This window comes from Exiguobacterium sp. Leaf187 (genome assembly GCF_001423925.1).
Taxonomy (GTDB): Bacteria; Bacillota; Bacilli; order Exiguobacteriales; family Exiguobacteriaceae; genus Exiguobacterium_A; species Exiguobacterium_A indicum.
Genome location: NZ_LMPR01000016.1, coordinates 507 through 13,025 on the forward strand (window position 1 = coordinate 507; position 12,519 = coordinate 13,025).

Here is a 12,519-nt window from a genome sequence, read left to right on the forward strand (position 1 = left end):
TTCACCTCCGTAATGAGTTAAAATAAAAATATACATGAAATAAATATTTATTTATTCCCGAAAATTAATGAGATAATACAATAAAACTAAATTTTCTGAATATTTAATTTTAAATATTTTTATTTATTTAGCTTTTTTATATTTATTTCTTCTAAAAATGGTATAAAAGAATTCTATTAACTTATTCTTTAATAAAGTTAATTTTTTTTTATTACATGTTAACAACAAATAATGATAGCATCTAATGCTAGTGGAATGACTATCAGAGCAATACTGATAAGTATCAATCCGGTTGCATTGTCTGCTTGTGCGATATAAAAAATACAGGGAACATAAGAATTCCTATATTTGTTGTTATAAAAAGCTAAGTTTTGATCGATTGCATCGATTGATAAATTTGGATGAACGGAATTATGTCTAAAGAAATAAATCGGAGAATGCGTAACACATGAAATAAAGAATAAAGAAAGGGTACCAGTGCTAGGTAATAAAGAATCAATAAAGTATATCCTGGTTTTTCAAAAAATAATTTGTTCATTAAACCATCAAGTAATAAAGAAACACCAAAACCGGCGATGCCAATCAATCCGGTAATCATCAATATAGTACAGATTTTTTAGATATATGACACTTAGTTGGAATGGCTTCATGTCTACGCCTCCTTATAATTTTTTCAAAGGTACAAATGGTATAAACATTCGAAAATAATTGAATAACAATTATCCAAAATCAAAACAAATAGATGGCAAGATTTATTTTAATGAGAAACTTATCTCATAAATGTAAGTAACGGAAAGGAACTTTAAATGAAAATTTGGTTAAATCGAACCATTGGAAGACAAATCATGTTTGCGTTTTATAGCGTATTTATAACATTACTTTTATCTACCCTTTGTATCTATTTTTATACAAAAAACCAAATGATTGATTCACAGAAACAATTAGATACTTTAAGTGAACACCGGACGAAAGCTACTCTCTTACATGAGTCGTGGTTAATGCTTCAATATGACGTTCGAGGTTACGCACTTTATGGTGAAACTTCTGTATTAAATGAAATCAATAAAGAAAAAGCAAATATCGAAGAACAAACAAATTGGTTTAAACTAAATAAGACAACTGAAGTAGATGCGAAATATGCCAAGGATACACGATTCCTTTATGAGTCCTATACAAATCGTGTCATACCGAGCGTCATCAATTATGTTAAAGAGAAAAAAGATGGAAAAATCGATGAGCCTTTCCTACAACAAAATACATTGTCGAAGTTGACTCCAGCTGCAAGCAACGACAATCAACAATTGTCCAATAGTAATAGTTCTTCTTTAGACATGAGAGAAAACATTTTAGATATGGAAACAACATTTACAACCTATCGAAACGAAATAAATAAACAAGAAAAGGCTGCTCAAAAAAGTTTGGGTAGCCTAGTCAATGCATCTCAAGTTCTTGGAGGAGTTAATATTGGGATATTGATTCTATTGACGTTACTCTTTGTACGACCTTTTACAACACGACTTACACGACAGTTAAAACGTTTAAATCGAGAAGCAGATAGACTGGCTCAAGGAAGTGATACGGAGCCAATACCAGTTCTAAATGAACAGGATGAACTAGGAGAACTCACTAAAACATTCAATCAAATGTCAGCATCGATTATTGGACAAAAAAAGTATTTGCAGTTGAATAACGAAGCATTACAAATGCAAAGTGAAGAACTGCTTGCCCAACAGGAAGAGTTACATGCTCAACAAGAAGAGCTCGAAGAAGCATTGAATGTTACACTTCAAAATGAGCAACATTTAAAGTATCGAAATGAACTGACCGAAACCTTGGCATCTCGAGAAGCATATACAGCCTATGAAACAATCATTGAAAAGCTAGTAGCCATTACACATGCAGAATTTGGAGCAATCATTTTTTATGACAGAGAACATTTAGAGCAGATCTTTTCATTCGGTATTACAGAAACCTCACTTGGAAAGATAGCGATGCCTGGTTCACTCTTAGAGCGAGCTAAACTTTTAAAACGCAGTACGCACTCTACTAAACAGATTGCACTAGATCACCCGTTACCACACCCGTACTATATCTACGAATCAGCTGTACCTGTATTAGACGCTGATTCTGATGAAGTATTGGCTTGTATCTATCTTGGTCGCTATAAAATGCCGTTTGAAACAGATGAACTAGAAGATATGATGTCCTTTGCTCGCCAAATTGCGTTATCACTCTTACGCATGAGGGTATTTGATGAGATGCAAGTCGAGAAAGAAAAAACAACGACTCTGATCCATTCAATTCGCGAGGCAATGATGTATTTTGAAGACAATAAAGTACTTGCTAATCATGCACTGCTAAATTTATTTGATTACAGTCAACAGAATAATGAAAAGCAAAATATCCGGGGTCTCATCTCATTAGACGTTCAAAATGAACTATTAGTTCGACGAGTAGATCAGAAAGAAAAGTTTAATGAATTCATTGATAAAGTCTATTCAAATTCAATTCCACAAGAAGACATTCAAATCACATTAAATGATGGAGCGAAAATAGTAACAATTTATGCAGAAGAAGTTCGCTATCATGCATCTTTGAAAGGAATCATGTTGGTGTTAAAAGATGTCACGCATGAAGTGGAAGTGGATCGTCTGAAGTCAGAACTTATTTCAACTGTTTCGCATGAGTTACGAACACCACTTTCATCGATTTATGGATTTACAGAATTGCTATTAGCTAAATCGTACAATATGGATCGTCAGAAGAAATACTTGGAAACGATACACTCTGAAACAAAAAGATTATCTTTGTTGGTTGATAATTTCTTAGACATACAACGTATGGAATCAAATCAACAATCATTTGTGATAGAGACGGTAGATTTAGTGGAAATCATTCAGAACATAGTAACGGTACAGCGTGAGGAGGACTTACTCCACATATGGAATGTTCAAATAAACGAACAGGAAAAAATGGAGGTCGAAGCAGATCAAGAAAAAATGGCACAGTTATTCACAAATTTGATCTATAATGCGAGAAAATATTCTCCGGAAGGTGGGTCTATAGAGATCTGGATGAAGCAGAAAGCGGCTATGATAGTTATTCAAGTCCGGGATGAGGGGATTGGGATTTCTGAAAACGATCAATTAAAAGTCTTTGATAAGTTTTATCGAGCACACACGAGTTCATATCCTAAAATTGAGGGGACAGGCTTAGGTCTTGCCATCTGTAAAGAAATTGTCGAGGCACACAATGGGAAAATTGAGTTAAGTTCCGAACTTGGTAAAGGTACAATCATTCAAGTCATTTTACCAACCAAGCAAAGCTAGCTATAAACTTTAATGAAAAATACTAATTAAAAAACGTCTTTTGTTCGTGGGGCACACGGCTAAAGACGTTTTTTATGTTTTTTGGTAGATTAATTGTCCATTTTCCAATTTAAATCCATAGCGAGAAAAACATTCTAAAGAGATCAATCCAGAATGCGAGATATGATTATAACTTCCATGGATAGAAAATTTATTATACTGGCATTGAAGGTCGTCAATTAAAGCTTCAAGCAACAATCCCCTTTCGCCAATCCCTTCTTTTCTTACATATAAATCCAATAGCTCGAACTCTGAAACGCTGTCAATAAGTTTAGATTCTGGGTGAACCTGCTGAACACTTAAGGAAGACTGCTGGTTCAAGATATTCGGATGGATCGATTGTTCTTCCAAAAGAGTTACATAAAAAATAGAGGCTGAAGCTAAGGTGTTTTTGGTAATCTGAACAAGTTGTTCTTCTTTGTTGTAGGCTAATCCAACAAACGTTTCATAAGGACGTGTTTGCATTTTTACGTTACGACGTGCACATGTTCGTTGCCACTCAGATTGAGGAATCCAATATCGTTCAGAGACAACACGTTTTTTCAAAAAAAATGCAACGTTTAACCCCCCCCATGTATTACATGATTAAAGTATACATGTTTATTAAAGGGATTAAAAGGCATTTTTTTGAAAATATAGTGTTTGGAAAATAAAAAAATTAAATTTACTTTTGTTTAGATGTTAGATGGAGGTCGCTATATAAAACATAAGCACCTAAACGATTCTTTTTCGCTTGATACATAGCTATATCTGCCTGTTTCATGATTTCCATAGCAGTTGTTGCGTCAGTGAGAGAGGATGATATACCGATGCTTGGAGGACAGAGTATGGTTTGGCCGTTAATGTAATAGGGTGCTTTTAAAACAGAAAGAATTAACTCGGCTCGTTGTTTCAATTGTTCTTGTGTCAGCACATTTTTAAGTAGTAGAGTAAACTCATCTCCTCCTTGACGTGCAATCATTTCAAACTGTTTCTCTATAGATTTTAGACGTCCCCCTACAGCCTGCAATAATAAGTCTCCAATATCGTGACCAAGGGTATCGTTAACATGTTTAAAGTCGTTTAAATCGATGAAAAATAGCGCTAACTTAAAATCTGATTGTTTGAATGTTCCTTCTATAAGAGAAGTTAAATGATTTTCAAATGCAGATCGATTACTCAAGCCTGTCAATTGGTCATGATAAGCGAGATATTTCACTTGTTGTTCAATAGTTTTTTCCTCTGTAACATCTTTTCCAATGGCAAAAATACCGACTATCTCGTTTTGTACAATGATTGGGATGTTTGTGAGGTTCATACAGATGATTCCTCCTTCACTGTTAAGAATTTTGACTTCATAGCTGCGTGGGGAGCCCTTAAAGACAAATTCGAGTTCTTGAAGCACTATCGTTTTCGACTTTTTTTCAATAAAGGCTAAACTATTTTGACCGACTAATTCATCAGAACTAAGATTAAATAACTGACTACATGCTTCGTTTACACTTTCAAAGTTCCCTTCTAAATCCATCGAACAAACTGGATGAGGATGATATTCGAACAACGACTTGTATCGTTCTTCGCTTACTTCTAGCGCATTAGCCTGATGAATATATTTATCGACAAGTTTTTGATTTTCTAGAACAATCACAATTTGTCGAATGAGTACAAGACAAATCGATATTCCACACCCCGCTGAAATAATGTCAAAGCTATTGGAATGAAATACCATGAAAGTAAATAAAAATAAAATCCCGCTATAAGGAATTAAAACTTGAAAGATGTTTAGTTTTTCCAGTTGTATAGAAGAATGTTTAATAACGAACTTAGAAGTTTTCGTTCTTCCTGCAAAACTTAATAAGATTATACTCAAGATAAAGAGTGGATCAACCACACTACCTGAAGAGATATTATCGATAGAAATTAAATAGAGATAGGCTGAATCTGCAATTGCCTGTATACATACGGCTAAGATAATCACAATCATAGAGGACGTATGGGTTCGAGACGATCTATGCATCATTAAAAAGACAGCTGCAATTAACATCCCAAGGTCACCAATAGGATAAGCTAGGGAAATGATAAATGCTAAAGGTGTAGCTGCACTACTTGCAAGAACCGGAGAAATTAAAAGGTACCAAGAAAATGTCGTTGCGATAATGAGAATAATAAGGAAATCGAACATGAAAGATAAATGCATGATCATTTTGGTTTGATGCATGATTTTATAAAATAATGCACTGAGAATACAGATGATTTGTAAGAGATAAAAAACATCCGACCAACTGATAAAAATTACTTCTTTACCGAACATAGTGTCTGATATCATCCATAAAATTTCCGCTGCTAAATAAAAAAATGTGCCTAGAGTGATGATGGACCAGAATGTGCGTTCTTTATTTATGGTTTTCAAAAGAGTAAGGATCAAAAAATACAAAGCAATCAAGAGGCCAATGATTGAACAGATACTGCTTCCAATGGATTGATAAGGAGAGTTTGGATATAACAAAATCCAGCAATAATAACCGAGTAAATACAAAACGAGAATAAAGTAACGCAGATTGATTCTATTGAACATACCGCATTCGTACTCCTTTTAACGTTAATCTCACTAGTATAGATGTAAAAGAACAGAGATGATTTATGACTTCTAAAAATAGGTGTATGATTCATAGCAGATGTAAAAATATTTAGAAAATCGACAACAATCAATGATTAGTAATGGTATATAAACTATAAAATGCATAGAGCAACGATTATATCAATCGGTTGCTTTATGCATCTTAATTCAGGACGAAGTGACATTTGACTGTGCATACGATGTAAGGAAGTCAACAAAAGTATAGTAATCAACAGGTCTTGAGAAGAGATAGCCTTGACCAATCATACATCCATTTCTATAAAGGATTTCTTTTTGCTCCACTGTCTCAATGCCTTCCGCTACAACGTTTAATTCCAGATTTAATGCCAGTTCTATGATTGTTTTTACCATAGGTGAAGGATTATTATATGAAACTCGATCGATGAAAGATTTATCAATCTTTAAGGTATCGATGGGAAGTTGTTCTAAAACATTTAGAGAAGAATAACCAGTTCCAAAGTCATCAATGGATATTTTTATACCCATTGATTTTATTTGTTGCATTATGTTAAAGCTTTCTTTAATGTTTTGAACAATACTTTCTGTAATTTCTAATTCTAACCATTCAGGATCTAATTTTGTTTTTGCAAGGGCTTCTCCCACCATGCTGCAAAAATGAGGGTTTTGAAACTGAAGAGCGGATACGTTCACTGAAACCAATAATGGTTTAAATCCGATTCGTTGTAACTGTTTGTTGTGCTGTGCAGCCGTGTATAATACCCATTCTCCAATTTCATTGATTAATCCAGTCTCTTCAGCTAAAGGAATGAACTCAGCAGGTGAAATCCATCCGAATTTTGGATGTTCCCATCGTAATAATGCTTCCATACCGACGAGACATCCAGAGGTGAGATCAATTTTAGGCTGATAATATACGGAAAGCTGATTATTATTGATTGCGTTCTTTAAGTGAGACTCCATTTCTAATTTACGTAGCAGGTTTGATTCTATTTCATTGTTGTAAATAACAAAAGAATAATTACCATACTGTTTTGCTTGATAGAGCGCTTCAGCCGTATGTTGTTGAACTTTTTCCAAGGATATACTTTGCTTCGGATAATGGGTGATGCCAATATGTCCAATGATGTTCAGTTCGAAATCAGATGTTTTGAATGTCGGCTGTAATACATTAAAAATAGACTCGTTTAATAACAGAATATCTGCAATGGATTTATGTGGTGTTACGATCATAAATTCATCTTCACTAAAACGATATAATTTAACATTCATATCAATGGTATGTTTTAAGCGATTGGAGACCTCTTTAATAAGTTTCTCACCCGTTTGATGACCGAAAACATCATTAAACATTTTTACTCTTTCTACTTGTAAAAGTATAAAAGTGAAATCTTGTTGACTCATGTCCATTGCATATTGTGTTTCTTTAAAAAATGCCGCGCGGTTTCCTAGCTTGGTAAGCATGTCCGTATAAGCAATTTCATTAAGTTTTAAAACTAATCTATTATTTTTTGAGGTCGTGATTCCTTGCCTTACAATGATCAATAGGAAAATCATGATCCATCCGAAGCTAAGTGCATTTAGTGACCAATCGTAACTTTCCATCATTAAAATTGATAAAACTAAAATACTTAAATAAGGAAAGAGGAACTCCTTTTTTAATGTAGGGAAAAAGGCAGTTCTAGGCTCAATCGTAAGCTTTGATTCATCTTTATAGAAGTATGCGGAACAACCTATAAATAGTAAAGCAATCGTCCAAACGAAGTCGACAACCTTTCCGCTTTGATAGTTCTCACTAATCATCATTTGAGCAAACAGCATATCACCTAATATTTGTAGGAATAGGCCTATGATCAGATAATTCAGGGATTTATTTTTCTTATTAAACTGAATTAGATAAAAGAGAGTAATGATAAAAAATAAAATGCCCAAATCAGCAATTTGAAAAATAACAGTGTATGTAATTTTTCCTAATGAGTGCTCTTCAATACGATATAAAGGATAAAGCAAGTAATAATAGCTGATTGAAATGGCAGCAATCATATAAATCATCGTGTTAAAAAAATAAGTCATATTCGCAAACTGAATAGAAGCTCTTCTTAGTCTGTATAATAAAGCAATAAAATAACATATATAGCATAGTGCCCACAAAAAATATGAAAGTGGAGGGGCTTCAAATGCCTGTTTTGTAATTGTGAGGTTAATGATCCAAACTAAAGTACCGATAAAGGAGAGTCCTGTACCCATACTCAGGAAGAGCCAAAATAGCTTTAATGAAGTACTAAGACTTCTTAAGAGGCGTAAAATCCAAAACGTGCTCACTATTCCAATTATAAGTTGAATAGTGTTAAGAAAAGTTAAACGAATCCACTCAGACCCTTCATAGACCATATTTCCATACCAAAACATGACACTGATTCCTATTAAAATTAGGAATGGCCACTTAGTTACACTATTCAAACTGCTTCCTCCTAATAAAAAGCTTCTCTTTAATTATCGGCTATTTCCAGGTGATATAAAGTAATTCTTCTGAAGAAATAAATTGAGTTCAATAATATTGATAATGATGCAATTATTTGATTATTTTATACTAGAAAGATAAGATAAAGTAGAATATAAAAAGAAAACGCTTTTTTGCATTAAAATAAAAATGAGAGTGAGAGAAAATCGACCTTTATCAACTTAATTGAAAAAGCGGAAGAGTGATACTATGCTACTGGTCAGACCAATAACTTCACTTTTTTTTCTAGTGATCTTTTGTGTGAGTCTTACCCAATCAGAAAACGAGACAAGTAAAGCTGAAAAACGAATAAAAATGAAAAATCTTTCTTACATGGATCAGAACGACTTTTTTGATGGTAGGCGATATATAAGTAATAAATTTAGTATCTACATAAAAACGATTGAAATGATTCCACCTAATCCTATCGAGAATAAAACGATGCCATTGCTACTAATTAAATTTAAAATTAAAAATCTTAGGATGGAAAGTCAAAATGAAATGATATCTTGGTTAGAGTGCTTTCAGGTAGAACAAGGAGGAAAAGCTTTAGATATTGAAGACGTCTCTACTTCTATAAAAACATCTTCAAAACGACTTTTTAATTCTGAAACTTATGATCGAAATAAAGGGATAATTGCTTATAAGTTACGTAATAGGAAAGAAAACGTAGTGTTAAAAGCATATAAGACAAATATCATGAAAGAAGTAAGTGTCAGAACGATACGAATGATAAACAAAGATTATAAATAAATACTTATCTTAATAATGTTTAATGGAGGTTAACTAAATGGAAAATAAAATTTGTTCATCCTGCGGAAGTACTAAATTTCACGAAGCAACAGACTACATTCCACTAAAACCAACAAAAGGATCATTTCAAGGTGCTCATAAAATATTTTCGTTTTGTATGGATTGCGGTATCGTAGATTCAATTCGTATTGAAAACACAGAAATCTTTCAAAATAAGGATTAAATATTTAACCCTTAAAAAAGAGCGTCCGACAAGGATGCTCTTTTTTATAAAAGAAGAAAAGTTTATATGCTCAGGAAAAACAGGAAGATCTATTAATTTCATACATAATGAATACTGGTTGATGAAATATCTATCTTTTTCTTAAATGATACTGTAAATGAATATCTAACCATTCAAGCCAGTCGGATACATTTAACCAACCAAGTTCTTCTTGATAAATTTTTCTTGAAGAATCTATTGTTTGAGCGTGTGTCTTAACTTGGTCGATACGTGTAACTAATTGTCTTGCGCTCTCCTTAAGAATAGCATAATCTAAATTATTTTCTAATTCGATATCAAGATCATCTCGAAACCTTATACGTACCCATGGAACTTCACCATATAAGAAAACTAAGTTCCCGAATCGTGTTCGTCCTTTCGTAGCTAAAGGAGGGGCGAACTCACATTGCTCTGCAAAATCAAGAAACTCATTGCTCTTATCAATAAGGTGTCTATAGAGTTGGAGAATGGACCAGCTGTTCATAGTTTGATGATGTCTATAATAACTCTTTTCATATTCATCTAATTCACTTAATAAAGGATGAACTGGTGAAGATATCATATTATTAACCTCATGTTTCTGTAGAATATAACATATATTATATTTATATGTTTTTAGCTAAAGTATACACAAACTTGGAGATCATCGTAATCTTTTTATTATTGAGGACAGTAGATTTTACAAACGAATATGAGAAATAAGCTTAAATTTCTTTTATTTTGATATGCAATATATTTTTATAAGGGAGTACTTTTAATTCAAGATTTGATTTAATGAGATAAACTTCATGCCGAAAAGAGTCAAAATTTTCAATGTAAGCATCAAAGTATAGAATCCGATAAGAATCGATGGCTGCAATAGATATGATATCTCCATTAGCAGCTGCTTTTTCTATAAAGCTCCCAATTTCAGACACTTTGCTTTCGTCATGGACGATTGAAAAATAGTTTAAATTTTTCTTTCGTGTAGGTAAAAAATAAAAATATTTTTTTGTACTATCTTTGTCTCGAGACATAAAACCATTCCTTTGGACAATTTTAAATGGAACAGAATAACAAAGTATTTATAGATAATGTTCTTATCTAATTGTACCCAAACATGTAAAAAATATAGCTTTTTTTTAGAAAAATTCATATGCCATACAAAAGATTACCATAGAAAATTCAATAAAATTCTTTCATTGTTTCATATTTTAATTTTTAAAAGGTTAAATAAATATCTTTATTAAAGATAATAAACTAAAAAAAGTATAAGTTAGACTTTACACAGTCTAACTTATACTTTTTTAAAAATATTAATATCAATTGTTCTTTATGATACCAAAAGTACAAGTAACAAAGCTATGATTGCTGGTAAACCTTGTTTTATTAAAATAGATCGATTAGAGGTAATAGACCCATATAAAGCTGCAATAATAACACAAGATAAGAAAAAGATCACAATTCCCTGATCTTCACGAATCAGTCCGTATAAAAGTCCGGCTGCTAAGAAACCGTTATATAGTCCTTGATTAGCAAAAAGTGTTTGAATTTGTTTTGACGCTACAGCTTCATCACTGAGACCAAAAGAACGTTTAGCTGCTTGAGAAGATAGGAAAAACATTTCGAGAGCAAGTATGTAGAAGTGTTCTAACGAAACAATTAAAACAAAAATAATGGATAAAAAAGACATAATTTCTCCTCCTAAAGAACCTTTCATGATTTTGAGCTACCTAAGTTATGGCGTTATAAAATAAAGGCAAAAAAACTCTTGATAAATAGATGAGTTTAACATTTTAAGAAGGCATGGTTAAAAAAATTGTGTTCATACTTTCAGAATGATAGTATCTTCAATTGTGCATATAAACAAAAAACGTTACTCATAAAAGGTGTTTTGCGACTATCCATTCAAAAAAAATCAAATTCCGAACGAATTTGCTGCATTAGATTGAGGGCTATTTATTTTTTAAGCGTAATGCTTTCTTTATAAAGTAATATATCATAAGCAATAGTAAATTCTTCAAGTGCAATTTGCATACAAATCAATTGAAACTGTTCTGTTTTCAATATAAAGCTCCTCATTTCCTCTTCCCTAGCCAATGATACACTATATTCTTATCAACAGTTGGTATTTGAATGTGCTTGAAGCCTTCCAAATAGGCAAGAGAGAAATACAACATGAGCAATTAATGATGGATTAAAGACTCTTAAGTAGTTAATTTTTGATTGAAGAGATGAAAGTGAGTGAATGGAGTGAAAGGAGAAAATGGTTTTTAATCGCATGGAAAAATCACAATTCACAACTTGACATAGTAATTAATAAAAGAATCATTTTAATGAAAGGTGGGTAAAGAGTTCATCTGGATTATCTATAAGATCTGCCAGCGTATATTTATCTAGTTCTCTCAAAAAGGCATCTAACGCTTGATCAAACATTGATTTCCAGCGTTCATTTATATTACTAAAGGGAAACAGTGGGCTATCTATTTGTTCAATTAAATGAAGAGGTTCTATTTCTCGAAAAAGTCGACCGATGTTGATTTCATGTGGACGTCGTCTTAAACGAATGCCCCTAAAGGACCCCGTCTTGTTTCCGTATATCCCAGCGATGAAAGTGTCGCATCACTTTTCGTAAATGATTCGATGAAATAATATAGTGATCTGCAATATCTTCTATCTTTTTAAAGTCTTCTTGATTACTTCCTAAATAAAGCAATAATCGAATCGTATGATCGGTATATTGTGTGATCCTCATTTCAACCCTCCATTAATAATTCGACGAAAATGTGATAACACTGTTTTCTCAAGAAAAACGAGCGTATCCATTCAAAACCATTCAGTAATTTTTATTGAAATACACTTACAATAAGGTATTTATTAATAAATAGAGATTATCTTATTGTGGTATAGGGTATTGTTGAAAATGGTTCCTTAGGGATTATATACCATAAAAAAGAATGGAAAAGGAAGATGATTCACATAAATTACTTAAAGGAAGTAAAAGAAACCAATTATTTTGTATGACGGTTTGTCAAATTAAGCGCAACACTTCTTCGGAAAAGACCTCGTATGCAGTTTTCCA

10 protein-coding genes are annotated in these 12,519 nt (G+C 32.5%); 3 read left to right on the forward strand and 7 right to left on the reverse strand.

Going from position 1 to position 12,519, the window contains the following annotated elements:
* Nucleotides 1-806: 806 nt before the first annotated feature.
* A complete protein-coding gene (locus ASF99_RS16955; RefSeq protein WP_055970237.1) occupies nucleotides 807-3,329 on the forward strand; it encodes an ATP-binding protein in 2,523 nt (840 codons plus the stop codon).
* A 72-nt stretch (nucleotides 3,330-3,401) separates the two neighbouring features.
* Here the strand turns inward: ASF99_RS16955 and ASF99_RS16960 are convergent, their stop codons facing one another.
* From ASF99_RS16960 to ASF99_RS16970, 3 genes are all read right to left on the reverse strand, one after another.
* The gene (locus ASF99_RS16960) at nucleotides 3,402-3,914 is read right to left on the reverse strand and encodes a hypothetical protein (RefSeq protein ID WP_053451860.1); all 513 of its coding nucleotides are present in this window, start codon (nucleotides 3,912-3,914) and stop codon (nucleotides 3,402-3,404) included.
* 118 nt (nucleotides 3,915-4,032) lie between these two features.
* The gene (locus tag ASF99_RS16965) at nucleotides 4,033-5,922 is read right to left on the reverse strand and encodes a diguanylate cyclase domain-containing protein (RefSeq protein WP_055970243.1); all 1,890 of its coding nucleotides are present in this window, start codon (nucleotides 5,920-5,922) and stop codon (nucleotides 4,033-4,035) included.
* A 210-nt stretch (nucleotides 5,923-6,132) separates the two neighbouring features.
* Nucleotides 6,133-8,403 (reverse strand): putative bifunctional diguanylate cyclase/phosphodiesterase, encoded by a 2,271-nt coding sequence (locus ASF99_RS16970; protein ID WP_055970246.1) that lies wholly within the window; start codon nucleotides 8,401-8,403, stop codon nucleotides 6,133-6,135.
* 250 nt (nucleotides 8,404-8,653) lie between these two features.
* Between ASF99_RS16970 and ASF99_RS17695 the strand changes: the two genes are divergently transcribed.
* Nucleotides 8,654-9,196 carry a hypothetical protein gene (locus ASF99_RS17695; protein WP_053451863.1) on the forward strand — a complete coding sequence of 181 codons (543 nt, stop codon included), beginning with the start codon at nucleotides 8,654-8,656 and terminating at the stop codon, nucleotides 9,194-9,196.
* Nucleotides 9,197-9,233: 37 nt separating this feature from the next.
* A complete protein-coding gene (locus ASF99_RS16980; RefSeq protein ID WP_053451864.1) occupies nucleotides 9,234-9,419 on the forward strand; it encodes a hypothetical protein in 186 nt (61 codons plus the stop codon).
* 130 nt (nucleotides 9,420-9,549) lie between these two features.
* On the opposite strand, the gene ASF99_RS16985 is transcribed toward ASF99_RS16980, so the two are convergent.
* From ASF99_RS16985 to ASF99_RS17780, 4 genes are all read right to left on the reverse strand, one after another.
* Nucleotides 9,550-10,020 (reverse strand): hypothetical protein, encoded by a 471-nt coding sequence (locus ASF99_RS16985; RefSeq protein WP_055970249.1) that lies wholly within the window; start codon nucleotides 10,018-10,020, stop codon nucleotides 9,550-9,552.
* 142 nt (nucleotides 10,021-10,162) lie between these two features.
* The gene (locus tag ASF99_RS16990; protein ID WP_053451865.1) at nucleotides 10,163-10,474 is read right to left on the reverse strand and encodes a YolD-like family protein; all 312 of its coding nucleotides are present in this window, start codon (nucleotides 10,472-10,474) and stop codon (nucleotides 10,163-10,165) included.
* Nucleotides 10,475-10,770: 296 nt separating this feature from the next.
* Entirely contained in the window at nucleotides 10,771-11,130 is a 360-nt protein-coding gene (locus ASF99_RS16995) for a DUF1304 domain-containing protein (protein ID WP_055970256.1), read from the reverse strand.
* Nucleotides 11,131-11,765: 635 nt separating this feature from the next.
* On the reverse strand, nucleotides 11,766-12,047 hold the full coding sequence (locus tag ASF99_RS17780; protein WP_442855410.1) for an Rrf2 family transcriptional regulator: 282 nt from the start codon (nucleotides 12,045-12,047) through the stop codon (nucleotides 11,766-11,768).
* Between the last annotated feature and the right edge of the window lie 472 nt (nucleotides 12,048-12,519).

Coding starts and splice junctions, on each gene's coding strand:
- ASF99_RS16995 (WP_055970256.1), bottom strand. CDS start 11,130: ATGTCTTTTTTATCCATTATTTTTGTTTTAATTGTTTCGTTAGAACAC.
- ASF99_RS16985 (WP_055970249.1), bottom strand. CDS start 10,020: ATGATATCTTCACCAGTTCATCCTTTATTAAGTGAATTAGATGAATAT.
- ASF99_RS16955 (WP_055970237.1), top strand. CDS start 807: ATGAAAATTTGGTTAAATCGAACCATTGGAAGACAAATCATGTTTGCG.
- ASF99_RS16990 (WP_053451865.1), bottom strand. CDS start 10,474: ATGTCTCGAGACAAAGATAGTACAAAAAAATATTTTTATTTTTTACCT.
- ASF99_RS16980 (WP_053451864.1), top strand. CDS start 9,234: ATGGAAAATAAAATTTGTTCATCCTGCGGAAGTACTAAATTTCACGAA.
- ASF99_RS17695 (WP_053451863.1), top strand. CDS start 8,654: ATGCTACTGGTCAGACCAATAACTTCACTTTTTTTTCTAGTGATCTTT.
- ASF99_RS16965 (WP_055970243.1), bottom strand. CDS start 5,922: ATGTTCAATAGAATCAATCTGCGTTACTTTATTCTCGTTTTGTATTTA.